We start from the raw sequence: 24,916 nt of genomic DNA, 5'->3' as shown, positions 1-24,916 counted from the left end.
CGGTCAGATCGCCCCGCCGGTGAGCCGCTGGCAGATCAGGTCGAGCTGGTCGAGCGTCTTGTAGCGAATCACCACGCTGCCGGTGCGCGGATCGGCATCGGCATTGATCGTCACTTTCAGGCCGAGGAATTCCTCCACATGGGCCTGGACCGCGGCGATATCGGCCGAATCCGAAGGGTCGCGCTCGGCACGGGCACGGCGCGGGCCGCTTTCCGGCTTGGTTGCGCGCTTGGCCAGGCGTTCGGCATCGCGCACCGACAGGCCCTTGGCAACGATGTCCTGCGCCAGCGGCAGCGGATCGGGCACGACCGCCAGCGCGCGGGCATGGCCCATCGACAGATCGTCGCGCTGCACCATGTCGAGCACTTCTTCGGGCAGCGACAGCAGGCGCATGAGATTGGCGACATGGCTGCGTGACTTGTCGACGAAGCGGGCGATTTCCTGCTGGGTCAACCCGTCGTTTTCCGACAGGCGCTGATAGGCGCGGGCCTCTTCCACCGGGTTGAGGTCTTCACGCTGGAGATTTTCGATCAAGGCCAGCGCGGTCACTTCGCGTTCGTCGAGCTGACGGACAATCGCGGGAATCTCGTGTACGCGGGCGCGCTGCGCGGCGCGCCAGCGACGTTCCCCCGCCACGAGTTGATAGCGGCCACCGGCCACCGGGCGCACGATCACCGGCTGGATCACCCCGCGCGCAGCGATCGACTGGGCCAGTTCGTCCAGCGCCTCTTCATCGAAATGGCGGCGCGGCTGATCGGGATGCGGCTCGATCTCGGCAACAGAGAGCAGCGCCACGCCGGTTGTGGCGCGGGTGGCCTGGACCGTGGCGGCAGAGGCCCCTGCCCCATTCGCGGCAGATGGCGCCGGCGCGGGCCGGACCAGCGATTCCTCGCGCCGGGTTTCACCCAGCAAAGCGCCCAGCCCCCGGCCCAATGCAGCGCGCTTGGCCGGTGGTGCCTTGACGCCCTCTTCGCCGCTCATGCCGCCTTCCTCCGTTCCGGCAGGCGCCCGATCAATTCGCGCGCCAGTTTCATGTAGGCCTGCGATCCCGAGCAGGCATGGTCATAGATCAGCGCCGGGAGCCCATGGCTGGGCGCTTCGGACAAGCGCACGTTGCGCGGGATCACCGATTCAAACACCAGATCGCGCAGGCACGAGCGCACGTCGTCAGCCACCTGGTCGGTCAGGCGGTTGCGGCGATCGTACATGGTCAGCACGATGCCCAGGATGCCAAGATCGGGATTGAAGCGTTCCTGCACCCGCTCCACCGTCTGGAGGAGCTGGCTAAGCCCTTCCAACGCAAAGAATTCGCACTGCAAGGGAACCATCAGACTGTCTGCCGCCGCCATGGCGTTGAGCGTCAGCAGGCCAAGGCTGGGGGGGCAATCGATCAGGCAGATTTCATGCGTGGTATCGCGATGCAGCGCGGCGCGCAGGCGACCGGTGCGATCTTCCACGCTCACCAGTTCCACTTCCGCGCCCGACAGGTCCACGGTGGCCGGGATGATGTCGAGGCCGGGAATGCGCGTGGGCACGGCGCATTCGGCCACCCCGGCCCCGTCGATCAGCATGTCGTAAGACGAGCGTTCGCGGTCTGCCGCATTGAGGCCGATTCCGGTGGAGGCATTGCCCTGCGGGTCCAAATCAACCAGCAGCACTTTCCAGCCGGTCGCGGCCAGGGCAGTCGCGATATTGATGGCGGTGGTGGTCTTGCCCACGCCGCCCTTCTGATTCGCAATGGCGATGGTGATCATTGACGGGAGCCTCGTTGGGAAGCCGACGCCGGCTTGCGGGCAGGCTTCGGGGGATGGCCACCCAGCAAGCGGCCGGCGATCACGCCGGCGGCGGGATCGGTCAGCGATTGTTCCACGTGAAACACATGGCGCCAGGTTTCCGGCAGTATAGCCAATTCTTGCGCGGCCTTCGCCCCTTTTGGCAGCAACCACACCGTTTCCGATGTGGAAAAACGCGAAGAAATCGCCAAGAGCTTGTCCAACGGCGCAAAAGCGCGCGCCGAAAGCACGGAATAGGTTTGATCGGGCAGATCTTCCACGCGCGAAAGTGTCACGGTGACACGATCGAGGCCCAAGTCCTGCGCCGCACGCGCCAGCCACTCGGTGCGCAGCCGCCGCGAATCAACCAGCGTGACCGGGCGATTCGGTTGCAGCGCGGCAATGACCAGACCGGGGAAGCCCGCCCCGGTGCCAAGATCGAGCCATGGCCCCTCGGGCAATGTTTCACGTGGAACAGCCAGAAGCTGCGCACTGTCGACGATATGGCGCTGCCAGACCATCGGGATCGTGCCCCGCGCGATCAGGTTCTGCCGCTCGTTCTCCTCGACCAGCAGCTCGACCAACCGCGCCAGCCGGGCCATGGCGGCGTCATCGGCGCCCAGGACCTGGCGCAACCAATCCTGCGCCTGGGCTTCGCTTTCGATCAGGGTGGCCACGATCATGCCGCCACCATGCGACGGCGGGCATGGACCAGCAGGCTGGCCAGCGCCGCCGGGGTGATCCCGGCGAGGCGACCGGCAGCGGCCAGGGTTTCAGGCCGCGCCGCGCTCAGGCGTTCGACCATTTCGGCCGAAAGACCCGGCACTTGCGCATAGGGGAAGTCTTCGCCCAGCGGCACGGTTTCATTGGCGCGCAAGTCGCGCAGCTCCGCTTCCTGCCGGGCGAGATAGGGGGCATAGGCGGCGTCTTCCTCCACCTCTTCCACCAGCAAGGCATCGTCGGGCATGGCGTCATCCAGCCAGGGAGCCAGGCCGGCGAGCGTCACTTCGGGGAAGCGCAGCCATTCCATCAGGCTGCGCCGCGCACCATCGGCGCGCACGGCCAGTCCCGCGCGGGCCATTTCGCTGGGTGTGGTTTCCTGGGCCAGCGCCGCTTCGAGCCGGGCGCGATCCTCGCCGCGCCGCTCGAACCAGGCCCGCCGTTCGGGACCGACACAACCGGCCGCCAGCCCCAGCGGGGTCAGCCGCGTGGTGGCATTGTTTGCGCGCAGGCGCAGGCGATACTCGGCCCGCGCGGTGAGCATGCGATAGGGCTCGCTCACTCCGTGCAGCGTCAAGTCATCGATCATCACCGCCATATAGCTGGACCCGCGATCGAGCGGTGCCGGTGCCGTGCCGAGCACGGCGGCCGCCGCGTGCATGCCAGCCACCAGGCCTTGCGCGGCGGCCTCTTCATAGCCGGTGGTGCCGTTGATCTGGCCGGCGCAATAGAGACCGGGCAGGCTGCGCACTTCCAGGCTGGGCCGCAAGGCGCGCGGATCGATGTGATCGTATTCCACGGCATAGCCAGGCACGACGATCTCCACCTGCTCCAGCCCTTCCATCGAGCGCATCATCGCCAGTTGCACATCGGCCGGCAGCGAGGTGGAGAGGCCGTTGGGATAGACCAATGTATCGTCGAGACCTTCCGGTTCCAGGAAGACCTGGTGGCTGTCGCGATCGGCAAAGCGGTGAATCTTGTCCTCGATCGACGGGCAATAGCGCGGTCCCCGCGCGCCGATCGCGCCGGTGAACAAAGGCGAGCGATCAAGCCCGCTGCGGATGATGTCATGGGTGCGCGCATTGGTGCGGCTGATGCCACAGAAGATCTGCGGCAGCGGGCGCGCCTTGGTGAGGGGAGACATCGTCCAGGGATCGGCATCGCTGTGCTGCTCTTCCAGCCGTGCCCAATCGATGGTGCGGCCATCCAGCCGGGGCGGCGTGCCGGTCTTGAGCCGGGCCATCGGCAGCGCGGCATCGCGCATCTGCGCCGCCAGGCGATGGGCGGCATCCTCGCCAATGCGGCCGCCCTCCATCCGCTCTTCCCCGCGGAACAGCCGCGCGCCCAGGAAAGTGCCGGTGCAGAGCACCACGGCCGATCCCTCCAGAATGGAGCCATCGGCCAGATCGATGCCGGTGACCCGCCCCCCGGCCAGACGCAGCGCCGCCGCTTCTCCAGCCACCACGGTCAGGCCCGGCTGATGATTGACCACCGCCTGCACCGCCGCCTTGAACCGCTTGCGATCGGCCTGCACACGCGGCCCCTGCACCGCACTGCCCTTGGAGCGATTGAGCATGCGATAGTGGATCGCACCGGCATCGGCGGCACGGGCAATGACGCCATCGAAAGCGTCCACCTCGCGCACGAGATGGCCCTTGCCCAATCCGCCAATCGCCGGGTTGCAGCTCATCGCGCCGATCTTGTCGGGATCGAAACTGACCAGCGCCGTGCGCGCGCCCATCCGCGCCGCGACAGCGGCCGCCTCGACGCCGGCGTGACCGCCGCCGACCACAATGATGTCGAAGGAATGCATGCCCCCTGCCCTATCGCTCTGCGCTCTTTGGGTCAAAGTGTGTTTCACGTGGAACATATGTGAGCGGGGTAAGCGCAAGGCTTCACGCCCTTCGACAAGCTCAGGGCGAACGGAGTTTTCAGGGATATTGAAACCAGGTCCGTTCGGGCTGAGCTTGTCGAAGCCCCCGCGCCGATCACTTGCCGATGCAGAACCGCCCGAACAAGGCATCGAGCATGTCCTCGGTTCCCGCCCGTCCGGTCAACGCATCGAGCGCGCGCCGGGCCAGGCGCAAGTGCTCTGCCGCCAGCAGAGGATCATGCTCCTGCTGCGCCGCCACAAGAGCGGCATGGACCTGTTCCAACAGGCCATGCTGGCGGGCGTTGAGCGCCGCCTCGCCCGGCGCCGGCAGGCTGGCGCGAGCATGGGCGACCAGGTCGCGGCGCAGGGCATCGAGCCCTTCGCCGGTGTGGACCGATAGGCGATGCCGTGGCTTCACCTTGGCGGGCGCCGAGGGATCATCGGCGCGGGCGGCCAGTTCCCACAGCGGCGCCGTGCCATCAACCGGCCCTTCCCCCTCTGGCCCCAGCCACAGGATCAGATCGGCGCGGGCCGCTTCGGCGCGCGCGCGGGCGATGCCGATCCGTTCGATCTCGCCCGCGCCTTCATCCCGCAGGCCGGCCGTGTCGGCAAAGGTGAACGGCACGCCGTCGATCGCCACGCTGCGCGTCAGCACGTCGCGGGTCGTACCGGGCTCGGCAGCGGTGATCGCCGCCTCGGCCTCGACCAGGGCATTGAACAGGGTGGACTTGCCGGCATTGGGCGGCCCCGCCAGCACGATGCGGAAGCCTTCGCGCAAGGGCTCGGCACGCGGACGCAACAACCAGGCCTCGATGGCAGCGGCCAGCGTCGTGGCTTGCTCGGCAAAGCCCGGTGGCAACAGCGCGCCACCGTCGGCCACGTCATCCTCGTCGGAAAAATCGAGCAGCGCTTCCAGCCGGGCCGAGAGCAGCAGCACACCGTCGCGCCAGGCATCGACCTGGCGAGACAGCGCACCTTCGGCCATGGCCAGCGCGCTGCGCCGTTGCAATTCGGTTTCGGCGCTGAGCAGATCGGCCAGCCCTTCCGCCTCGTTGAGATCGATCCGGCCATGGAGAAAGGCGCGGCGGGTGAACTCGCCCGCTTCCGCCGGGCGCAGACCGGGCAGGCGCGCCAGGGCGGCCAGCACGGCGGCCACCACGGCACGACCGCCATGGAGATGCAGCTCGGCACTGTCTTCCCCGGTCGCGGTACGCGGACCGGGCAGCCAGAGGACCATCGTGGCATCGAGCGGGCTACCGTCGGCGGGATCGACCAAGGGCCGGAACGTGGCACGGCGCGGCGCCGGCAAGGAGCCGCAAAGGGCCGCCAGCGCAGGTCCGGCTTGTGGACCACTGATCCGCACGACGGCAATGCCGGCCGGCGGCGCACCCGAACTGAGGGCAAAGATGGTATTCTCGCTCATGCCCGGCGCTTATCACGCGCAGGCCAAGGCGCCTACTTCTTGTCGCCGCTCATCCCGGCCTTGAACCCGGCCATGGCGGCGCCGGCGCCCTGCTCCATGAACTGCTGGAACAGCTTGAGCCCCATCTCGCCCATCGGCGCGAGCTGCTTGGCATAGCCTTGCAATTGGTCGACACTGCTCACGCCCTGCATGGCGCGCGCCAGGGCATCGACATAGACATCGTTGGCTTTCGACACATCGGGCAGGCCGAGAAAACGCCGCGCTTCTTCCGGGCTGCATTCGATTTCTACATTCACTTTCATCGCATCGCTCTCCCGGTTGCGCACGGCCTTGATCGCAAAGCCTGTCACAGTCTCTGCCGCGCGCCAAGCGACACATCGACCAAATCGGCATGGTGGCCGACCAAGGGCTCGCATCGACCCAGCAAAGCCTTGTCTCGGATCAATGCATCGGGCGCGGCGTTGTTTCACGTGGAACATGAGAGTATCCTTTCGCTCTCGGTCCCTGTTGACGGGAGACACGATCATGCAGCTTGGATTGGCCGCCTGGCACCGCGCGATGCTGGCCGGATGCCCGGAAGACATGCTGGCCGAACTCGTGGCCGACGATGCCGTGTTCCACTCGCCGGTTCTGCAAACACCGCAAACGGGGCGCGAAGCCGTGCTGCTGCACCTTACCGCCGCCTGCCGTACCTTGCGCCAGACCCGGTTCGCCTATGTGCGCGAGCTGACCGATGGACATGAGGCCGCCCTGGAATTCGACGCCATGCTGGATGGGGTGACCGTCAACGGCGTGCATCTGCTGCGGTTCGACCTGGAAGGACGGATCGTCGATTTCAAAGTGATGGTCCGGCCATTTGCTGCGGCCGACCTGCTGTGGCGCAAGATGGCCGAGGCGCTGGAGGATGGCTGACCTTGAGCCTTGTGCGTGACGCCCTTCGACAAGCTCAGGACAGGCCCTTCGACAAGCTCAGGGCGAACGGAGGTAACAAGGTAAAACTCTACGGTCCGTTCGGGCTGAGCTTGTCGAAGCCCGAGGAGCCAACGCTGCGCCAGCGGCCCTTCGACAGCCTCAGGGCGAACAGAGGTGATTAAGCGTTCGCTCGTTTCCGTTCGGGCTGAGCTTGTCGAAGCCCCCTCCCCCCGCACCAGCAGCGCACAAAAAAGGGGCAGGAAGCCCTCGCTCCCCACCCCTTCTTGTGCGCGGTAAACCCTTGCGGGATTACTGGTTCATCGTCGCGAAGAAGTCTTCGTTGGTCTTGGAATCCTTCATCTTGTCGAGCAGGAATTCCATCGCGTCGACCGTGCCCATCTGCATCAGGATGCGGCGCAGCACCCACATCTTGCTGAGCTGGTCGCGCGGCACGAGGAGTTCTTCCTTGCGAGTGCCGCTCTTGCCCACGTCGAGCGCGGGGAAGATGCGCTTGTCGGCCACCTTGCGGTCGAGCACGATTTCCGAGTTGCCGGTGCCCTTGAACTCTTCGAAGATCACTTCGTCCATGCGGCTGCCGGTATCGATCAGCGCGGTGGCGATGATCGAGAGCGAGCCGCCTTCCTCGATGTTGCGCGCCGCACCAAAGAAGCGCTTGGGACGCTGGAGCGCGTTGGCGTCGACACCACCGGTCAGGACCTTGCCCGACGAGGGCACCACGGTGTTGTAGGCGCGGCCGAGGCGGGTGATCGAGTCGAGCAGGATGACCACGTCGCGCTTGTGTTCGACCAGGCGCTTGGCCTTTTCGATGACCATTTCGGCCACCTGCACGTGGCGCGTGGCGGGTTCGTCAAAGGTGGAGGAGATGACCTCGCCCTTCACCGAACGCTGCATGTCGGTCACTTCTTCCGGGCGCTCGTCCACCAGCAGCACCAGCAGGAACACTTCTGGATGGTTGTCGGTGATGGCCTTGGCCATGTTCTGGAGCAGCACGGTCTTGCCGGTGCGCGGCGGCGCCACGATCAGGGCGCGCTGGCCCTTGCCCTGCGGGCTGACCAAGTCGATCACGCGGGCGGACTTGTCCTTGACCGTGGGATCGAGCGTGTCGAGCTTGAGCCGCTCGTTGGGATAGAGTGGGGTGAGGTTGTCGAAGTTGACGCGGTGGCGCACGGCCTCCGGCTCGTCGAAGTTGACTTTCATCAGGCGGGTGATGGCGAAATAGCGTTCGCCGTCCTTGGGCGCGCGGATTTCGCCTTCCACGGTATCGCCGGTGCGCAGGCCCCACTTGCGGACCTGGTTGGGCGAGACATAGATGTCGTCCGGGCCGGCCAGATAGTTCGCTTCCGGGCTGCGCAGGAAGCCGAAGCCGTCGGGCAGAACCTCGATCGTGCCGATGCCGAGGATTTCCTCCCCGTCCTCGGCCACTTCCTTGAGGATGGCAAACATCAGGTCCTGGCGGCGCATCGTGCTCGCGCCTTCCACGCCCAGCTCTTCGGCCATTTCGACCAGCTCGGCGGGGGTTTTCTTCTTGAGTTCTTTCAGGTGCATTGCGTGTGTTCCGTCAGCGGAATTAGGCTGGAAAATGGCCGGCGGGCCGAAGGGCTTGGAGAAAGCGGGCCTTGGCATCGCGACAGGTGCGATGCGGTGAATGCCGGTCACGCGCGGCGATATGCCGGGAATCGGGCCGCGTCAATTGAGGAATGGTGGGTGGGGGCGCGGGTGCGGGTGCGGGTGGCGTTGGTGCCTGGTTTCCACCACCCCCAACCCCCTCCTCTGAAGAGGAGGGGGCTTTATCATTCTGTTAGAATGGCTTGATGATCACCAGGATGACGATGATCGCGCCGAGCACGCCGGGCACTTCGTTGAGCAGGCGAAGCTGCTTGCCGGTGAGGCGGCGCTCGCCGCGTGCCAGGGCGCGGTGATAGCGCGCCAGCCAGATGTGATAGGCGGTCAGCGCCACGACGAGCAGCAGCTTGGCATGGAGCCAGCCCTGGGTGAACCAGCCGCCGGTCACGGCCATGGCCAGCCCCAGGATCCACACCACGGCCACGCTGGGCGCCATGATGATCTTCATCAGCTTGCGCTCGCGATCGGTCCACACCGCGTTTTCGGGCGAATTGACCGGGGTTTCCTGGTGATAGACGAACAGGCGGGGCAGCATGAACAGGCCCGCCATCCAGAAGATCACGAAAATGACATGGCCGGCCTTGAGCCAGAGATAGAGCATCGAGAGCACCTGGAGCATGAGGGTCTTCCAGCTTGGGGAAACAGCGTGGGAGAACGAAGCGAACAGCTTTCCCTGCCATCTCGCCCTTTGCAACGCCGATTGCAAGAACCTTGCCCCCTCGGGTAGGATAGGCGTGCAGGGGGGAACCAAGCGTTGCAGGCCGGCCGCCGATTGCTGATGCGCCATCCGCGCCTGGGCCTGGTGATCCTGGCCCTGGTGCTGGGCCTGCGCGTGCTGATCCCGCCGGGCATGATGCCGGTGGCCGATCGCGCCGGTGGCCTGGTGGTGACGCTGTGCGATGGCAGCGGACCTGCCACGATCCGCACCATCACTTTGGCCACCAAACCCGGCAAGGGCAGCGATAGCAACCGGGCCAACCCCGGCCCCTGCGCGTTTGGCGTGCTGGCCGAAGCGCTGCTGGGTGGTGGCGAGCCACCTGCCCTGCCCGGCCCCGCGCCGCTGGTCGGGCTGATCGCCCCGGCGCTGGCCGCCGCGCTGGCCCTGGCCGCGATCGCGCGCACCCGGCCCCCGGCCCGCGCGCCACCTGTGGCTCGGTTCGCGCCCCTCCGTCCAACAGCATAACCGGCCCCTGCCCCGAGCGGCGGAGGGCCGCCATCGGGATATCCAACAATGACCCGTTCCCTTCCCGCAGCCCTTGCGGCTGCCTCCGTTGCGTTTGTGCTCAGCCCATCGGCCGCTTTCGCCTGCGCCAGTTGCGGCTGCACGTTTACCGCCGACTGGCTCAACCAGGGACTGGTGACCCAGCCAGGCCAGGCCGCCACCCTGCGCGTGGACTATGTGCCGCAAAGCCAGTTGCGCAGTGGCACCAGCCGCGTGGACACCAGCAAGCTGCCCCTGCCCAACGATCACGAAATCGAACGCTGGACCGACAATGTCTATGTCACCGCCAGCTATGACCGGCAGTTTGCGAGCGACTGGGGCATCAACGTGGCCGTGCCATTGGTAATTCGCCCCCACGCCACGATTGCCGAGGATACCGAGAGCGAGAGCCGCTCGCGCACGCATGGCCTGGGCGATATCCGCGTCACCGCGCGCTGGCAGGGGCTGTCCACGCCCGGTGGCGTCACCGGGCTCCAGTTCGGGCTGGTGCTGCCGACCGGCGGCTTTCACCAGACCTTCCACAGCGGCCCGGCGCAGGGCGAAGTGGTCGATCGCGGCCTGCAACCCGGCACCGGCACGACCCAGGCGGTGATCGGCGCCTATCACTATCGCCGGCTCGGCCGGGATTGGGCGATCATGCTCCAGGCCCAGGCCCAGATCGCGCTCAACGCCCGCGAAGACTATCGGCCCGGCACGATCGGTGAAGGGTCGGTTGCGGTGCAATGGCTCGGGCTGGGCCGGGTGGTGCCGCAATTGCAGGTCAATGCCCGCATCAACGCGCAGGACAGCGGCCTCAATGCCGACGTGGAGAACAGCGGGGGCGAGCAGGTCTATATCGCCCCGGGCCTCACCGCGCCGCTGGGCGGGCGGATGTCGGCCTTTGCCCATGTCCAGTTGCCGCTCTACCAGCGCGTGATCGGCTGGCAGCTTGCCCCGCGCGTGAACCTGGCCGCCGGGCTGACCGCGCGGTTCTGACCGCACGGGATAGGGCTTGTGGGGATAGCGAAAAAGCCCCGGCTTCCCTCGCTATCCCCCGGTTTTCAGCTTACTTGCCCACAGGCTGGGTGGGCTTGAGCCAGCGGGCCAGCCAGCCGAACACGCTCTGGTGCCACTGGAGCGAGTTCTTGGCCTTGAGCACCCAGTGGTTTTCGTCCGGGAACACCAGCAGCTCTGACGGAATGCCCCGGCGTTGCAGCGCGGCGAAGCTGGCCAGGCCCTGCGTATAGGGAATGCGGAAGTCGTTTTCGCTGGTGATCACCAGCATCGGCGTCTTCCACTTGGCCACGTGGTTCACCGGATTCCACTTTTCAAAGGCTTCGGGCGCCTCGAAATAGGCGTGGCCGCCGTGTTCCCATTCGTCGAACCACAGCTCGTCGGTTTCATAGGCCATGGCGCGGGCATCGAACACGCCATCGTGCTGGATGATGCACTTGAACGCATCGGGCCACTGCCCTTCGATCCAGTTCATCATGTAGCCGCCATAGCTGCCGCCGGCGGCGCAGGCGTTGGATGGATCGACCGCGCCATCCTTGGCCGCAGCGGCGGCCATGCCGAGTTGCAGGTCCTGGAGCGGCTTGCCGCCCCAATCCTGGTTGATGCTGTCGGTGAATGCCTGGCCATAGCCGGTCGAACCATGGAAATCGATGGTGATCGCGGCATAGCCCTGCGCCGCCCAGAGGCGCGGGTTCCAGCGGGTGGACCAGCTATCGTTGAACGAGCCCTGCGGCCCGCCGTGGACCAGCAGCACGGTGGGCAGCTTGCCGGTGGTGCCGGCCGGCTTGAGGATCTGGCCCCAGACGGTATCGCCATTGGCCCCGGCGAACGAGAAGCGCTCGACCGCGACCGGCGCCATGGCCCGAAGCGCGCTGGCATCGAGATCGGTCAGGCGCTGTGCCGGGCGGCCAAGTTTGCCCAGATAGGGCTTGCCCAGATAAAGTTCCGGCGCGGCATCGACGGCATCGCGCTTGAGCAGGAAGGCCCCATCCTTGAGCGGGATGATCTGCGCCACATGGCCTTCGCGCCCCTTCTGGAACGACAGGCGCGTGGCCTGGCCGCTGGCGAGATCGACGCGGAAGGCAGGCGTATCCAGCACATCCTCGGCCGTGACGATCAACGCCTTGCTGTCGGGCGTGAACGCCAGCGAGCTGGCCGAACGGTCCCAGTCCTGGGTCAGCGCGCGGCTCTTGCCGGTCTTGAGGTCCATGAGCTGCACGACCAGGCGATCGGCCTCGTAACCGGGGCGCGCCATTGCCGCCCAGGCCAGCCAGCGGCCATCGGGCGAAACCGCCGGGGTGGTGTCGGTGCCATGGTTGGCGGCGGTGAGATTGCGCGGCGCGCTGCCGTCGACCGGCGCCCACCACAGGTCAAGATTGGTCGAGCGCGGCTCGTCGCGATCGGCCTGCCGCGCGGCATAGATCACGGCGGTGGAATCGGCGCTCCACGCAAGTTCGCTGCCATCGCCGAACGGCTTGCTCGGTGCGTCGCCCGTCAGGCCACCCTTGGCCGGATCGCCATCCAGCGCGTGGCCGCTGGCGGGATCGACCTGGCCGCTGCTGTTGAGCGCAAAAGCGAAGATGCGGCTGTGGATGCCTGGCGTTTCCCAGGCGTCCCAGTGGCGGACGAAGCCGGCGCCATCCTGATAGAGGCGGCCGGTTCCCGGCCCCGGCAGGCCGAGATTGCCATCGCCGTGGGGCAGATCGGCACAGCCGCCAAACGTGGGGCAGGCGCGGGCGATATCGCCCCACACCGCCAGGCGCCGGCCATCGGGCGACAGCTTGAACCCGGCGACTTCGGCGGCCAGATCGGTCACCTTGCGCGGCCCACCGGCGCTGCCATCGGCGCCGGGCAGCACCGACCAGACCTGCGCGGTCTTGCCATCCTTGTCGGACAGGAACCACAGCCGCCCGTCCGGCGCGAAAGCGGGATCGCTCAGGCTGCCCTGCCAGGCCAGCTTGACCGGCGTTGCCCCCTTGGTGCCGAGCGGGAGCAGCCACAGCGCCGTGCTGCGCTGGTAGCTGCGCGGATCGGTGGTGGTGACGGTATAGGCGGCCAGGCGCTCGTCGGGCGAGACGGTGACATTGCCAAGGCGCGGCAGCGTGACGAGATCCTGCGCCGTCATGGCCGGAGCCTGGCTGGACGGGGTGGCGGGCGCGGGGTTAGCAGGCGCGGCAGGCGCGGCGAATGCGACGGGCGCCGTGCCGAGGGCCAGCACCGCGAGCGAAAGCTTGATCGTGTTCATGGTTGCATGCGTAACCAGCCCCCGCCGCAACGCAAGCGGGGAATGGCTCAGCGCGCCAATGCCGTGTCGAGCGCCTGGGCAAAGCGGGCCGCGTCCAGCGGGCCGAACCGCGCCAGCACGGTGCCATCACGGTCATAGATGCGCGTTTCCGGCAGAGCGGTGGGCAGGTCGCGCGGGCGCAAGTGGGTGTCGCTGGCGCGGATCAGCGGGAAATGCACGCCCATGCCGCCGGCCAGGATGCGGCTGCGGCTGGCCGCTGTGTCGAGCGAAATGCCGACCATGCGCAGGCCGTCATTGCGGTGGCGCTGGAATGCGGCATCGAGGATCGGCATGTCGGCCCGGCACGGCGCGCACCAGGTGGCCCAGAAATGCACGACCACCACCGCGTGGGCCGCCGGATTAATCGCGAAGGGTTGCCCGTCGAGCGTGGTGGTGGCTAGCGGTGGCAGGCGATCCGGCGCGGCATGGGCGGGCAAGCCAAGGGCCAGGGCCGCCAGCACCACGCCGAGCCGGGTCAGGCCGCGCCGAACCGCCCGCGCGATCAAGCGCGCTCCCAGCCCCGTACGATGGCGAGCAACTGCTCGACGTGGGGGATCGGGGTGAACTGGCCGATGCCATGGCCCAGGTTGAACACGTGCGGGCGATCGGCAAAGGCATCGAGCACGCGCAGGGTCTGGCGCTCCAGCTCCGCCCCGCCCGAGAGCAGCAGCAGGGGATCGAGATTGCCCTGCACCGGCAAGCCGGCGGGCAGTTCACGGGCGGCCCACAGCGGATCGATGGTTTCATCCACGCCCACGGCATTGACCCCGGTTTCGCGGGCATAGGCCGCCAGCTTTTCCCCGGCGCCCTTGGGAAAGCCGATGACCGGCACATGGGGATAGCGCGCCTGCATGGCCGCAGCGATGCGGGCATTGGGCGCGATCACCCAGCGTTCGAATTCCGCCGGGGCCAGGCTGCCGGCCCAGCTGTCGAACAGTTGCAGGCCCTCCGCGCCCGCTTCCACCTGGCCGGACAGATAAGTGATGGTCACCTCGACGATGGCGTCGATGATGGCCTGGAACGCGTCCGGATCGCGATAGGCATAGCTGCGCGTCTCGTGATGGTCGCGGCTGCCCTCGCCCGCCACCATGTAGGTCGCCACGGTCCAGGGACTGCCGGCAAAGCCCAGCAGGGTGGTCTGCGGGCCAAGGGCGGCCCTGACCTTCCCCACGGTAGCGTAGATCGGCGCAAGGCGCTCTGGCACGCCCTGGAGGGCACTCAGGGCACTATCCACCAGCGGAGGGGACAGCCGCGGTCCCTCGCCGGCGGTGAACGTCAGGTCCTGGCCCATGGCATAGGGCACGATCAGGATGTCGGAAAACAGGATCGCGCCATCGAACCCGAAGCGGCGGATCGGCTGGAGCGTGATCTCGGCTGCGGCGTCGGTGTCATAGACCAGTTCGAGGAACCCGCCCTTCTTGGCCCGCAGCGCGCGATATTCGGGCAGATAGCGGCCGGCCTGGCGCATCAGCCAGATTGGCCGACGGGAAAGGTTCTGGCCGCAGAGCGTTTCGAGAATGGGACCGGGCATCCTTGTCTTTTTCCAATCCAATCAAAAAAAATAGAATCTTATTAAAGGGGATGATGAAAGTAGTTGGCCCTGTGGAAACCGGGGATAGCAAGGCTCTGCCCGATTTGTCCCGGATGCTCCACAAAAATCGCCGGGTGCGAATCCCGATGACTCCCGGTGCAAGTCAAACTTCTCCTCGATTCCCACAGGCTGTGGGAAAGGCTGTTCCCATGGGGATGAAACGGCCGGGGAAGGACTCGCATCGGGGGTGAAATCGGGGGTGAAACTTGTCGTCGGTTTCGTCCCGTGGTTTATCCTAGCGCTTTCCACAGGGTTACCCCGGCGGCCCTGCAAAGCCTTGCGCCGGCCTGTTCACAAAGGGTTTCCATGCAGCGCCTGCACCTTCACCTGCTCTCTGACTCGACAGGTGAAACCCTTGAAATGATTGCGAAAGCGGCCCTTGCCCAGTTCGAGGACGCCGATGTCGTGCGCCATTTCTGGCCGATGGTCCGCTCGCAACAGCATCTAGACCGCATCCTCGGTGAAATTTCCGCCAACCCGGGACTAGTGCTTTTTACGCTCGTCAACACCGAAACCCGCGACCGGCTGGAGCAGCGCTGCGCCACGCTGGGCCTGCCCTGCGTGGCCGCGCTCGATGCCGTGACCAATGCGCTCGAACAACAGCTTGGCCAGGAAGCGCGGGGCCGGCCGGGCCGCCAGCACATGATGGACGAGGCCTATTTCCAGCGGGTGGACGCAATCCAGTTCACCATTGCCCACGACGATGGCGTGGGCTGGGAAAACTGGGAAGAGGCCGATATCCTGCTCGCGGGCGTGTCGCGCAGTTCCAAGACGCCCACCTCGATCTACCTCGCCAACCGTGGTTACAAGGTGGCCAATATCCCGATCGTGGTGGAAAGCCCGCCGCCGCCCACGCTGTTCACCGTGCGCCGCCCGCTGATCGTGGGGCTGACGACCAGCCCGGAACGGCTGATCGCGGTGCGCCGCAACCGCCTGCTTTCGCTCAACCAGGCGCCCGAGACCGCCTATGTCGACAGCGAGCACGTGGCGCGCGAAGTGCAATATGCCCGGCGCATGTTTGCCGACAACGGCTGGCCGGTGATTGACGTTTCGCGTCGATCGATCGAGGAGACCGCTGCGGCGGTGATCACGCTCTACAACGAGCGCAAGGCGGCCGCCGAGACCAATTCGGGAATGAAGGCTCTATGATCGTTCTTGCTTCGCAAAGCGCCTCGCGCAAGGCCATGCTGGAGGCGGCCGGCGTGCCGTTCGAGGCGCGCAGCTCCGATGTGGATGAAGGCGAGATCAAGCGCGAGCTGATCGGCGTGCCTGGCTGCCAGGTGGCGCAGATCCTGGCCGAGGCCAAGGCCATGCCGGTGTCCGCCGCCATGCCCGGCCGCCTGGTGCTGGGCGGGGATTCGCTGGTCGAAGTGTGCGGGCGCAGCTTCGACAAACCGGTCAGCCGCGCCCAGGCGGCCGAGCACCTGGCGTTCTTTTCCGGCCAGACCATGCTGCTGCACAGCGCTGCCGTGCTGATGCGCGATGGCGCGGTCACCTGGCGCCATTGCGAGACGGCAAAACTTCAGGTTCGCCGGCTTTCCGACAGCTTTATCGACAGCTATCTCGACAGGGAATGGCCCGCCGTGTCCGGCTGCGTCGGCGTGTTCCGGATCGAGGCGCTGGGCGTGCAACTGTTCGAGCGGATCGAGGGCAGCCACTTCACTGTGCTGGGCATGCCGCTGCTCGCGCTGCTCGGCGCGCTGCGCGAGGCCGGGGAACTGGCGGCATGAGCGAGGCGGTTCCCTATGCAGAGGTGATCGGCGATCCGATCGCCCAGTCCAAGTCTCCGGTGATCCACCGCTATTGGCTGGAGCAACTGGGCCTTCCCGGCGATTACCGGCAGGCCCATGTGCGCGCCGAGGGCCTGGCCGACTATCTCGCCAGCCGTCGCGCTGATCCGGCCTGGCGCGGCTGCAACGTGACGATGCCGCACAAGCAGGCGGTGATCCCGCTGCTCGACCGGCTCGATCCGCTGGCCGCGCGGATCGGTGCCGTCAACACGATCGTGCCCGAAGCGGGCGCGCTGGTGGGTTACAACACCGATGCGCCCGGTTTCATGGAGCCGCTCAAGCCCTGGCTGGAAGACACCCATCTGCTGCGCATGGCCCGCGTGATGGGCACCGGCGGCGCGGCGCGGGCGATCGTCGCGGCTCTGGCCGATGCCGGCTTCATCGTGGTGCTGGCCGGGCGCGATCCGGCCAAGGCGCAGGCCCTGCTGGATGAACTGGCGCGCGGCAACAACCATCATGCGGTGGACAGTGCCCATTTCGCCGATCCCACCGATTTCGCGTTCGACGATCGGGCGCAACTGTTCGATCTGGTGGTCAATGCCTCGCTGCTCGGCATGGCCGGGCAGCCGCCGCTGGCCTATGATCTGTCGCACACCCCGCCCGGCGCGGTGTTCTATGACATTGTCACCAGTCCGCTGGAGACCGATCTGCTCGCCCGCGCGCGGGGAGCGGGGTTTGCCACGGTCGATGGCCTGGCGATGCTGGTGGGCCAGGCCGACCATGCGTTTCGCCGTTTCTTCGGGGCCACGCCGCCGCGCGGGGCGGCGGATACGGGCTTGCGCGCACGTTTGCTGGCGCCCGTCCCGGCATGAGGCGCCCCTTTGTCCTGGGCCTGACCGGATCGATCGGCATGGGCAAGTCCGCCGTGGCGGAGATGATGCGCGAGGCGGGCGTGCCGGTGTTCGATGCCGATGCGCAGGTTCACCGCCTGCAAGGGCCGGGCGGCGCGCTGCTGCCAGCGATCGAGGCTGCCTTTCCCGGCACCACCGGCCCGGCCGGGGTGGATCGCGGCAAGCTCGGCGCGCTGGTGTTTGGTGACAAGGCCGCGCTCACCCGGCTGGAGCGAATCGTCCACCCGGCGGTGGCGGCCGCGCGCGAGTCGTTCCTGATCGAGCACGGCGGGCAGCCGCTGGTGGTGTTCGACATTCCCCTGCTGTTCGAGAAAGGCCATGCTGCCGGGCTCGATGCCGTGGCCGTGGTCTCGGCCCCGGCGGCGGTGCAGCGCGCGCGCGTCTTGGCGCGGCCGGGCATGACGCCGGAAAAATTCGCCCAGATTCTGGCGCTTCAGGTGCCCGACGCGGAAAAACGGGCGCGCGCCGACCATGTCATCGACACCGGCGTGACAATCGCGCAGACCCGCGCCATGGTTAACGATCTGGTTTCTCTCTTGCGGGAAAAAAACCCCCGGGGTTGATCGTCGCGCCCCTTGCCAGCCCCCCTCGGCAGGTTCACATATTGTCTATGCGTGAGATCGTCTTCGATACCGAAACGACGGGACTCGATCCGCAGGGCGGTGACCGGCTGGTTGAACTCGGCTGTGTGGAAATGGTCAACCGGGTGCCCACGGGCGCCACGTACCACGCCTATTTCAATCCGGAACGCGACATGCCGGCAGAGGCCGAGGCCGTCCATGGCCTGTCGGCCGCGTTCCTGGCGGACAAGCCCCGTTTTGCCGAATGTGCCGCGGCTTTCCTCGAATTCATCGGCGATGCGCCGCTGGTGGCGCACAACGCCGGGTTCGACTTTGGCTTCATCAATGCCGAACTCTCGGCCATCGGGCTGGAGCCCGTTAGCCGAGATCGCATGGTCGATACCGTGGCGATCGCGCGGCGCAAGCATCCCGGCGCCAAGCTCAGCCTGGATGCGCTCTGCACCCGCTATGGCATCGATCGCAGCCACCGCACCAAGCACGGCGCGCTGCTCGATGCCGAGCTGCTGGCGCAGCTTTACGTCGAATTGATGGGTGGTCGGCAGATCGGCCTGGAACTTGCGGCAGAGGCCAGCGTCTCTTCCCCGGGTGCTGGAGCCGCCGCTGCCGTCGTGGCCGTGGCGCAAACCACCGTCACCCAAAGCACCCGGATTTTCCGCGAGCCCCGGCCGCATGCGGCCAGCGAAGCGGAATTGGCCCGCCATGCGGAATTCATGGCGGGCATCAGCAACCCGCTCTGGTCGCGCTGAGCTGCCGGCGGCCCGTCTTGCGGGCCGCGCAGGCCCAGTTTGGCCGGAACGGGCCCAAGAAGGAGAGAAGACCCATGGACATTCGCGTTTCGGGACACCAGGTCGATACCGGAGCCGCCTTTGAAGCCCACGCGGCGGACCGGCTTTCCGGCATTGTCGACAAGTACTTCTCCCGCGCGCTTTCCTCGCAGGTCACGCTGGGCAAGGCGCCGCACGGAGGCTTCCGTTGCGACATCATCACCCACGTCACGCAAGGGTTGATTCTCAAGGGCAGCGGCGTGGCGCAGGATGCCCACCAGGCGCTCGACCAGTCCGCCGAGAAGATCGACAAGCAGTTGCGCCGCTACAAGCGCCGTATCAAGGCCCACTCCGAAGGCGCCGATTTTGCCCGCCGCAGCGAAGACGCGGCCTATACCGTGTTCATGCTGGAAGAGCCGGCCGAGGATCACGACGAGAGCGAAGCCACCGATGCGCCGCTGGTGATTGCCGAAACGCGGGTGGACGTGCCCACGGCCACCGTCTCCGACGCGGTGATCATGCTCGACTTGCGCAACACCAACGCGCTGCTGTTCAAGAACGCCGGCACCGGTGTGCACAACATGGTCTATCGCCGTGGCGATGGCTCGATCGGCTGGGTCGAACCGGCCGGTTCGTGAATTGAAATGGCCCGCCCGCAAGTCCTGTCCGGGCTTGCGGGCGCATTCCTGCAAACCGGCCGTGAAGCGGCCCGGATTTGCGCCCTGACACGATTCGACGCTTGCATGGGGGCACAATAGGGCGCAAAGGCCCCCCAACTTGACCGTGCCTTTACACAGGCTGTGGCGTTTTTCGTTTCATGACCGCACTTTTTTCCATTGATCCCCAGGCCGTCCGCGTGATCCGTGCCGAATCCAAGGCGCAGATCCTGGATACGCTGGCCGATTGCTTTGCCGCCGTGTACCGGCTGGACCGCGCGCAGGTGCAGGAACGCATCGAAGAGCGCGAGAGCCTGGGCAGCACGGGCTTCGGCCGCGGCGTGGCCATTCCCCACGCCCGCCTCGATGGCCTGTCGCGCCCGGTGGCGGTGTTCCTGCGTCTGGAAGAACCGGTCGATTTCGATTCCGCCGATGGCATGCCGGTCGATTGTGTGTTCGGCCTGCTCTCGCCCGAGCAGGCGGGCGCCGTGCATCTCCAGGCCCTGGCCGCGATCAGCCGCCTGATGCGCGACGATCGCATGCACCAGCGGCTGAGCAGCGCGCCCGATGCCGATGCGCTCTATGCCGTGCTGGTCAACGTGATCGACCGCGACGCGGCGTGATCCGCCGTTTCATTCCATGAGCACCCGCCTGCCCGCCCGGATCGAGGCGCAGGGCTGGATTCGCGCGGTCCAGGCCGCCGGCGGCTTTGCCATGGTGCTGCACAAGGGCGACCCCGACGCTGGCACTATCGCCTTGGTGACGCTGGAAAATACCGCCGAACATGGCGAACTGGCACGGTTGTGGGAACGACTGCCACAGGCCGATGGCGCCCGCCCATGGACTGTCACCAAGGCGCAAGACCCGGAAAGTAAACAGGAATTTAACGACTACATAGCGCGAAGAACCGCGCGTGATCCCGATTTGTGGCTGCTTGAACTGACCATCGCAGACGCACAACAGTTCATCGGGAACTTTGCCGGCGAAGGTTGACTCCCTTTCGCGCGCGGATAGACCCGCGTCCATCGATTTGCGCAGGCGGCGCCGCTTGGCATGGGGTCTTAAGGCGCTGGCACGCAGACGGGGGTTTACCGTCGTGGCCCATGGGGGCAAGCTTTCCGGCATGATTGCCGGACTGTCTTGTCGCGCGCCGCAGACGGGCGATCACCGCCCAATGCAGATGGCAGATGACCGATCGGTTCCGCGTTGCCCGCCAGGTCTTTTCCGGCCTGCTCGCCCTGGTAACGTTGCTGGGCGCACCCGCCGCGCAGGCCAAGGATCCTCTTCATGCCCTTTCCGGCGCCCATGACCTTCAGGTCGTGGTGCCGGAAGGCCCCGCCAACGGGGCAATTGCCCTTCCTGCCACTGGCCCCGCCACCACCACCCTGCCCCCGGCACGCGGCATGATAGGCCTGGCGCCCGCGCCGGCATCCTCCGGCACAGCCATGGCCAGTCTGGCCGATCTGGTGGAAGCCACGCCGGTTCCCGCCCACCTTTCGCCCGAGCTGGAATGCCTGGCCGGGGCGGTCTATTTCGAATCCAAGAGCGAAAGCCTGGCTGGCCAACTCGCCGTGGCGCGCGTGATCGTCGCGCGCAGCCAGTCCGGCCGTTATCCCGCATCCTATTGCGGCGTGGTCTACCAGCCTTCGCAGTTCTCGTTCGTGCGCGGCCACACGATGCCGGCGATCAACCATGCCAGCCGGTTCTGGGCCAATGCCGCGCGCATCGCGGTGATTGCCGACCAGGGTAGCTGGAAAAGCCCGGTGGAAGGCGCCCTGTTCTTCCACGCCACGCGCGTTTCGCCGGCCTGGGGCAAGACCCGCCTGGCCGCCATCGGCGGGCACGTGTTCTACCGTTGAGCAACGCGGAACGTCGCGCGTTTACAACACGCGCCCGGCCCGTCCCGCCACTTCGTTGACATATTGCCAGGCGACGCGACCCGAGCGGCTGCCGCGCCGCTTGGACCACTCCAGCGCATCCCCGGCCTCGAACGGCAGGCCAAGGTCCGTGCAATAGCCGGCGATGATCGCCAGGTAATCGTCCTGGTTGCAGGCGTGGAAACCCAGCGACAGGCCGAAGCGGTCGGCCAGGGCCAGCCGGTCGTCCACGGCATCGCGCGGATTGATCGGATCGTCCTGCTCGCTCATGTGGCGTTCGACGATGGCGCGGCGGTTTGAGGTGACGGCCAGCCGCACATTGGCCGGGCGCGCTTCCACGCCGCCTTCCAGCCAAGAGCGCAGCAGGCGCGCGCCTTCAGCATCGCCGGCATCGAAGCCGAGATCGTCGAGCAGCACCAGGAAGCAGCGGTCCACCCCGCGCAATTGCCCGAACAGCAGCGGCAGCGTGGCATCGGGCATGGCCTGGACCAGCGCGATCGAGCCGGGCCGTGCGGCATCGGCGGCCTTGACCGCTGCGCGCAGCACGGCGGACTTGCCCATCCCGCGCGAGCCCCACAGCAGCATGTCGTGCGCCGCCGCGCCGCTGGCAAAGCGCTGCACATTGGCCACCACCACCGCCTTTTGCGCATCGATCCCGCGCATCTGGGCCAGGTCCGGTGCTTCCAGGCGATCCACCGCGCGCGCGGTCTGCCCCAGCCAGACATAGGCGGGATGGGCGCGCCAATCGACCGGCGCGGGCGCAGGCGGCGCCAGGCGTTCCAGCGCATCGGCAATGCGGACAAGCAGGGCGTGGGTCTGGTCGGTCATCGGGCCACCTGGTGAACGAGAGGAAGCTTTGCAAAAGGCACGCCGCCGCGATAGCGACGGGGGCCATGACCTCCAACCCCTTTTCCCAGCCGTTTGCATCACCCCGCGTCCTGCCCGCCGACCGCGAAGGCGTGACCGCCGCCGTGGCCGTGTTGCGCACGGGCGGCACGGTCGCGGTGCCGACCGAGACGGTCTATGGCCTGGCCGCCCGCGCCGATCGCGACGACGCCGTGGCCGCGATCTATCGCGCCAAGGGACGGCCGGATTTCAACCCGCTGATCGTGCATGTGCCCGATCTGGCAGCCGCCGAGCGCCTGGCGCTGCTGGACGAACGGGCCAAGGCACTGGCAGCAGCGTTCTGGCCCGGCGCACTCACGCTGGTGGTGCCGCGCCGCGCGGACAGCGGCCTGGCCCCGGCAGTGAGCGCCGGCCTGCCCACGGTGGCCCTGCGCTGCCCGGCGCATCCGGCGATGCAGGCGGTGCTGCGCGAGTCCGGCCTGCCGCTGGCGGCACCGTCGGCCAACCGCAGCGGCGCGATCAGCCCGACGAGCGCCGGGCACGTGTCCGCTTCGCTCGGTACCCGCGTCGATCTGGTTCTGGATGGCGGGGAAACGCGCCAGGGCATCGAATCGACCATCGTCGGGCTGCGCCCTGAAGGTGGCTGGGCCTTGCTGCGCCCTGGCCCGATCACCGCCGCTGCCATCGCCGCCGTGCTGGGCGAGGCACCCGAACAGGGGCCGGGGCGCGGGATCGAGGCACCTGGGCAACTCGCCAGCCACTATGCGCCGGGCAAGCCGGTGCGGCTTGAGGCGCAGGCAGCGGACGAAGACGAGTTCCTGATCGGTTTTGGGCCGGTTTCAGGGCACGTGACGCTGTCTGCTGCCGGTGACCTGGCCGAAGCGGCAGCGCGGCTCTACGCCTGCCTCCACGCCGGCGCAGCGGCCGCGCAGCCGCGCATTGCCGTGGCTCCTGTGCCAGACAGCGACGTCGGTGCGGCGATCAACGACCGCCTGCGTCGCGCCGCCGCCTGACAGGAACTTACTCAGCGCATGGCGTGAGGGGCGGCAGGCATCGCTTCGGGTGCGATCGCCTGACCGTTGAGATCGTCGAGCACGGCCTTGGCCGCAGTGGCCCGGGCGCAGGCGCGGCGGTTGCCCCGCTTGCAACGGGCCCGTTCCTTGGCAAGCCGGGCCCGCGCCGTGGTGAGTGCTTGGGCATGCTGCTGCGTGCGTTGGGCCTGCACGGTCGCATTGGGTCGGGTGGGATCGCGCGGGGGCGGGTTCCGCGCCGCGCAGACCATCAATGCCAGGGGAATCGCGAGAAAAACGGCCTTGCGCGTCATGGCTTACCCTTTTTTGTGGGCTGGTCGGTGGCAGGCTTGCCCCGCCGCCAAACGAAAAAGGCCGCCGGTGGTTCCGGCGGCCCGTTTCACGTGAAACATGGCTGGTCGCGCAATCGCGGGATCAGACGGTTTCGTAATACTTGGGTGCGTGCTCGTTGAGGATCGCGAGGATCTTCTTGAGCGCGGCCGGTTCGTCGGTCTTTTCCATCGCGGCCAGTTCGCGCGCCAGGCGCGAGGACGCGGCTTCAAAGATCTGCCGTTCGGAATAGCTCTGTTCCGGCTGGTCGTCGGCGCGGAACAGGTCGCGGGTCACTTCGGCGATCGAGACGAGGTCGCCGGAGTTGATCTTGGCTTCGTATTCCTGGGCGCGGCGCGACCACATGGTGCGCTTGACCTTGGGCTTGCCCTTGAGCGTGTCGAGCGCTTCGCGCAGCGTCTTGTCCGAAGACAGCTTGCGCATGCCGATCGCTTCGACCTTGTTGACCGGAACGCGAAGCGTCATGCGCTCCTTTTCAAAGCGGAGCACATAGAGCTCCAGCTTCATGCCCGCGATTTCTTCCTGCTGAAGCTCGACCACGCGGCCGACACCGTGCTTCGGGTAAACGACGTAATCCCCAACATCGAAGGCAAGAGCCTTGGCTGCCATTTCTTATCCTTTCGACGCCGGCAGACGGGACGGCGGGGGCGGGATGCCCGGCTAAGGGAAAACTGCGAGACGGCGAACCGATATGCCCGTGCCACTCCAACCTGCCCGGTCAAACCGGTGCGCGGCTGGTCCCGTGGAGTGCGAACTGGCAAAGAACCGTTTCAAGCCCGGCCAAATTCAAGCCCGGCTGCGGCCCTGCGATCGTCGAAGCGATCCGATAGCGCGATCCGTCAGCGTTTTCCGTTTGCCGCCTGTTTCTGCCTTCTCGTAACAAAAAGGGCGCCCGGCAAAGGATTTGCCCGGCGCTTGAGCCTTATATAGCAGCTTTGTGGCAAAATTACCAGAGCCGAGACGGCAAAAGCCATAGGGCTTTGCGCCGCACCCAGCGAAAAAACCGGGGCAGCCATGAAATCGGCACCGAATCACCGCCTCTGCAAGGACCGGGCCGGCGCTATCCGGGCGGCGGGCGAATCGCCCCGGCCCGCCCTGCGCAGTCTCAGTCGCCCTCGCCCGGTTCGGGCGAGAAGTGGTTTTCGAACTTGTTGTCCACGCCCTTCCAGGCGTCGGCATCGGCCGGCGCGTCCTTCTTGGTCGTGATGTTGGGCCATTCGGCGGAATACTTGGCGTTCAGCTCCAGCCACTGTTCCAGCCCGCTTTCGGTGTCGGGCAGGATCGCTTCGGCCGGGCATTCGGGTTCGCACACGCCGCAGTCGATGCATTCGCTGGGGTTGATCACCAGCATGTTGTCGCCTTCATAGAAGCAGTCGACAGGACACACTTCCACGCAGTCCATGTACTTGCAGCGGATGCAGGCATCGGTGACGACGTAAGTCATGCTGTGGGTATTTCCTCAAGGCTCGATTTCGGGCCGTGCTAGAGGCGCGAGGGGCGCCGCGTCAAGCACCCGATAGCATCCTTGTGCCTCAAGGGCGGGTCCGCGCCGCCCTGGCAGGGTGACGATCTCGATTACCCGCACCCCATTGCGCAGCGGCAGGACCAGCACATCGCCCACTTTCACCCCTGCGCTGCACCGTTCCACGCGCCGGCCGTTGAGGCGGATATGCCCTTCTTCCACCCACCCCTGGGCAAGGCCACGGGTGCCGGCAAAGCGCAGGAACCAAAGCAACTTGTCGATCCGCATCCGTGC

31 protein-coding genes are annotated in these 24,916 nt (G+C 66.9%); 13 read left to right on the top strand and 18 right to left on the bottom strand.

Annotated elements, in window-relative coordinates:
• Positions 1-3 precede the first annotated feature (3 nt).
• The 6 genes from IE191_RS03205 to IE191_RS03180 form a co-directional block, all read right to left on the bottom strand.
• On the bottom strand, positions 4-981 hold the full coding sequence (locus tag IE191_RS03205) for a ParB/RepB/Spo0J family partition protein (protein ID WP_191322897.1): 978 nt from the start codon (positions 979-981) through the stop codon (positions 4-6).
• Positions 978-1,754, bottom strand: coding sequence for a ParA family protein (locus tag IE191_RS03200; protein WP_191322896.1), 777 nt, complete (start codon positions 1,752-1,754; stop codon positions 978-980). The genes IE191_RS03205 and IE191_RS03200 overlap by 4 nt, the downstream gene beginning before the upstream one ends.
• Positions 1,751-2,455, bottom strand: a complete 705-nt coding sequence (gene rsmG, locus IE191_RS03195) for a 16S rRNA (guanine(527)-N(7))-methyltransferase RsmG (RefSeq protein ID WP_229815071.1) — start codon at positions 2,453-2,455, stop codon at positions 1,751-1,753. The genes IE191_RS03200 and rsmG overlap by 4 nt, the downstream gene beginning before the upstream one ends.
• Positions 2,452-4,305, bottom strand: coding sequence for a tRNA uridine-5-carboxymethylaminomethyl(34) synthesis enzyme MnmG (gene mnmG / locus IE191_RS03190; protein WP_191322895.1), 1,854 nt, complete (start codon positions 4,303-4,305; stop codon positions 2,452-2,454). Before mnmG ends, rsmG begins: the two co-directional genes overlap by 4 nt.
• Positions 4,306-4,480: 175 nt before the next feature.
• Positions 4,481-5,788: a tRNA uridine-5-carboxymethylaminomethyl(34) synthesis GTPase MnmE gene (gene mnmE, locus IE191_RS03185; RefSeq protein WP_191322894.1), complete on the bottom strand. Its 1,308-nt coding sequence runs from the start codon at positions 5,786-5,788 to the stop codon at positions 4,481-4,483.
• Between the two features lie 32 nt (positions 5,789-5,820).
• Entirely contained in the window at positions 5,821-6,090 is a 270-nt protein-coding gene (locus IE191_RS03180) for a DUF6489 family protein (RefSeq protein ID WP_191322893.1), read from the bottom strand.
• Positions 6,091-6,313: 223 nt separating this feature from the next.
• Here IE191_RS03180 and IE191_RS03175 point away from each other — a divergent pair, with 223 nt between their 5' ends.
• Positions 6,314-6,700, top strand: coding sequence for a nuclear transport factor 2 family protein (locus IE191_RS03175; RefSeq protein WP_191322892.1), 387 nt, complete (start codon positions 6,314-6,316; stop codon positions 6,698-6,700).
• Positions 6,701-7,009: 309 nt separating this feature from the next.
• On the opposite strand, the gene rho is transcribed toward IE191_RS03175, so the two are convergent.
• Positions 7,010-8,266: a transcription termination factor Rho gene (rho, locus tag IE191_RS03170; RefSeq protein WP_022676461.1), complete on the bottom strand. Its 1,257-nt coding sequence runs from the start codon at positions 8,264-8,266 to the stop codon at positions 7,010-7,012.
• A gap of 253 nt (positions 8,267-8,519) precedes the next feature.
• The gene (locus IE191_RS03165) at positions 8,520-8,963 is read right to left on the bottom strand and encodes a CopD family protein (RefSeq protein ID WP_191322891.1); all 444 of its coding nucleotides are present in this window, start codon (positions 8,961-8,963) and stop codon (positions 8,520-8,522) included.
• Between the two features lie 159 nt (positions 8,964-9,122).
• Here IE191_RS03165 and IE191_RS03160 point away from each other — a divergent pair, with 159 nt between their 5' ends.
• Both IE191_RS03160 and IE191_RS03155 read left to right on the top strand, forming a co-directional pair.
• Positions 9,123-9,527: a DUF2946 family protein gene (locus IE191_RS03160; RefSeq protein WP_191322890.1), complete on the top strand. Its 405-nt coding sequence runs from the start codon at positions 9,123-9,125 to the stop codon at positions 9,525-9,527.
• A gap of 48 nt (positions 9,528-9,575) precedes the next feature.
• On the top strand, positions 9,576-10,541 hold the full coding sequence (locus IE191_RS03155; RefSeq protein WP_191322889.1) for a hypothetical protein: 966 nt from the start codon (positions 9,576-9,578) through the stop codon (positions 10,539-10,541).
• A 70-nt stretch (positions 10,542-10,611) separates the two neighbouring features.
• Here IE191_RS03155 and IE191_RS03150 read toward each other — a convergent pair whose 3' ends face one another.
• The 4 genes from IE191_RS03150 to IE191_RS21240 all read right to left on the bottom strand — a co-directional run bounded on the left by IE191_RS03150 (position 10,612) and on the right by IE191_RS21240 (position 14,848).
• Complete coding sequence (locus IE191_RS03150) at positions 10,612-12,804, bottom strand: S9 family peptidase (RefSeq protein ID WP_191322888.1); 2,193 nt, start codon at positions 12,802-12,804, stop codon at positions 10,612-10,614.
• Between the two features lie 47 nt (positions 12,805-12,851).
• Positions 12,852-13,349 carry a TlpA family protein disulfide reductase gene (locus IE191_RS03145; RefSeq protein WP_191322887.1) on the bottom strand — a complete coding sequence of 166 codons (498 nt, stop codon included), beginning with the start codon at positions 13,347-13,349 and terminating at the stop codon, positions 12,852-12,854.
• The gene (gene hemE / locus IE191_RS03140; RefSeq protein ID WP_191322886.1) at positions 13,346-14,374 is read right to left on the bottom strand and encodes a uroporphyrinogen decarboxylase; all 1,029 of its coding nucleotides are present in this window, start codon (positions 14,372-14,374) and stop codon (positions 13,346-13,348) included. The genes IE191_RS03145 and hemE overlap by 4 nt, the downstream gene beginning before the upstream one ends.
• A 351-nt stretch (positions 14,375-14,725) precedes the next feature.
• Positions 14,726-14,848 carry a hypothetical protein gene (locus IE191_RS21240; protein WP_268249412.1) on the bottom strand — a complete coding sequence of 41 codons (123 nt, stop codon included), beginning with the start codon at positions 14,846-14,848 and terminating at the stop codon, positions 14,726-14,728.
• Between IE191_RS21240 and IE191_RS03135 the strand changes: the two genes are divergently transcribed.
• The 9 genes from IE191_RS03135 (at position 14,795) to IE191_RS03095 (ending at position 20,935) form a co-directional block, all read left to right on the top strand.
• Positions 14,795-15,583 (top strand): pyruvate, water dikinase regulatory protein, encoded by a 789-nt coding sequence (locus tag IE191_RS03135; RefSeq protein ID WP_229815070.1) that lies wholly within the window; start codon positions 14,795-14,797, stop codon positions 15,581-15,583. The genes IE191_RS21240 and IE191_RS03135 overlap by 54 nt on opposite strands.
• Entirely contained in the window at positions 15,580-16,164 is a 585-nt protein-coding gene (locus tag IE191_RS03130) for a Maf family protein (RefSeq protein WP_191322884.1), read from the top strand. Before IE191_RS03135 ends, IE191_RS03130 begins: the two co-directional genes overlap by 4 nt.
• Positions 16,161-17,036, top strand: a complete 876-nt coding sequence (locus IE191_RS03125) for a shikimate dehydrogenase family protein (protein WP_191322883.1) — start codon at positions 16,161-16,163, stop codon at positions 17,034-17,036. Before IE191_RS03130 ends, IE191_RS03125 begins: the two co-directional genes overlap by 4 nt.
• Complete coding sequence (gene coaE, locus IE191_RS03120) at positions 17,033-17,638, top strand: dephospho-CoA kinase (RefSeq protein ID WP_191322882.1); 606 nt, start codon at positions 17,033-17,035, stop codon at positions 17,636-17,638. The genes IE191_RS03125 and coaE overlap by 4 nt, the downstream gene beginning before the upstream one ends.
• A gap of 47 nt (positions 17,639-17,685) precedes the next feature.
• Positions 17,686-18,402 carry a DNA polymerase III subunit epsilon gene (dnaQ, locus tag IE191_RS03115; RefSeq protein WP_191322881.1) on the top strand — a complete coding sequence of 239 codons (717 nt, stop codon included), beginning with the start codon at positions 17,686-17,688 and terminating at the stop codon, positions 18,400-18,402.
• Between the two features lie 74 nt (positions 18,403-18,476).
• Complete coding sequence (gene hpf, locus IE191_RS03110; protein WP_191322880.1) at positions 18,477-19,058, top strand: ribosome hibernation-promoting factor, HPF/YfiA family; 582 nt, start codon at positions 18,477-18,479, stop codon at positions 19,056-19,058.
• Between the two features lie 179 nt (positions 19,059-19,237).
• On the top strand, positions 19,238-19,699 hold the full coding sequence (locus tag IE191_RS03105) for a PTS sugar transporter subunit IIA (protein ID WP_191322879.1): 462 nt from the start codon (positions 19,238-19,240) through the stop codon (positions 19,697-19,699).
• Positions 19,700-19,715: 16 nt separating this feature from the next.
• Positions 19,716-20,069 carry a DUF1491 family protein gene (locus IE191_RS03100; RefSeq protein ID WP_191322878.1) on the top strand — a complete coding sequence of 118 codons (354 nt, stop codon included), beginning with the start codon at positions 19,716-19,718 and terminating at the stop codon, positions 20,067-20,069.
• 194 nt (positions 20,070-20,263) lie between these two features.
• Positions 20,264-20,935, top strand: coding sequence for a cell wall hydrolase (locus IE191_RS03095; protein ID WP_191322877.1), 672 nt, complete (start codon positions 20,264-20,266; stop codon positions 20,933-20,935).
• Positions 20,936-20,956: 21 nt separating this feature from the next.
• Here IE191_RS03095 and IE191_RS03090 read toward each other — a convergent pair whose 3' ends face one another.
• The gene (locus IE191_RS03090) at positions 20,957-21,781 is read right to left on the bottom strand and encodes a DUF815 domain-containing protein (RefSeq protein WP_191322876.1); all 825 of its coding nucleotides are present in this window, start codon (positions 21,779-21,781) and stop codon (positions 20,957-20,959) included.
• 65 nt (positions 21,782-21,846) lie between these two features.
• Between IE191_RS03090 and IE191_RS03085 the strand changes: the two genes are divergently transcribed.
• The gene (locus IE191_RS03085; protein ID WP_191322875.1) at positions 21,847-22,812 is read left to right on the top strand and encodes an L-threonylcarbamoyladenylate synthase; all 966 of its coding nucleotides are present in this window, start codon (positions 21,847-21,849) and stop codon (positions 22,810-22,812) included.
• 11 nt (positions 22,813-22,823) lie between these two features.
• Here the strand turns inward: IE191_RS03085 and IE191_RS03080 are convergent, their stop codons facing one another.
• From IE191_RS03080 to IE191_RS03060, 5 genes are all read right to left on the bottom strand, one after another.
• Entirely contained in the window at positions 22,824-23,123 is a 300-nt protein-coding gene (locus IE191_RS03080) for a hypothetical protein (protein WP_191322874.1), read from the bottom strand.
• A gap of 121 nt (positions 23,124-23,244) precedes the next feature.
• Positions 23,245-23,769: a CarD family transcriptional regulator gene (locus tag IE191_RS03075; RefSeq protein WP_022675317.1), complete on the bottom strand. Its 525-nt coding sequence runs from the start codon at positions 23,767-23,769 to the stop codon at positions 23,245-23,247.
• Positions 23,770-23,999: 230 nt separating this feature from the next.
• A complete protein-coding gene (locus tag IE191_RS03070) occupies positions 24,000-24,176 on the bottom strand; it encodes a hypothetical protein (protein ID WP_191322873.1) in 177 nt (58 codons plus the stop codon).
• Between the two features lie 89 nt (positions 24,177-24,265).
• Positions 24,266-24,604 (bottom strand): ferredoxin FdxA, encoded by a 339-nt coding sequence (fdxA, locus tag IE191_RS03065; RefSeq protein WP_191322872.1) that lies wholly within the window; start codon positions 24,602-24,604, stop codon positions 24,266-24,268.
• A 15-nt stretch (positions 24,605-24,619) separates the two neighbouring features.
• Positions 24,620-24,910 carry an RNA-binding S4 domain-containing protein gene (locus IE191_RS03060; RefSeq protein WP_191322871.1) on the bottom strand — a complete coding sequence of 97 codons (291 nt, stop codon included), beginning with the start codon at positions 24,908-24,910 and terminating at the stop codon, positions 24,620-24,622.
• Between the last annotated feature and the right edge of the window lie 6 nt (positions 24,911-24,916).

This window comes from Novosphingobium pokkalii (assembly GCF_014652855.1).
In the GTDB taxonomy this organism is placed as follows: Bacteria; Pseudomonadota; Alphaproteobacteria; order Sphingomonadales; family Sphingomonadaceae; genus Novosphingobium; species Novosphingobium pokkalii.
The sequence above is the reverse complement of the archived record's forward strand: the minus strand, read 5'-3'. Positions and strand labels throughout refer to the sequence as shown.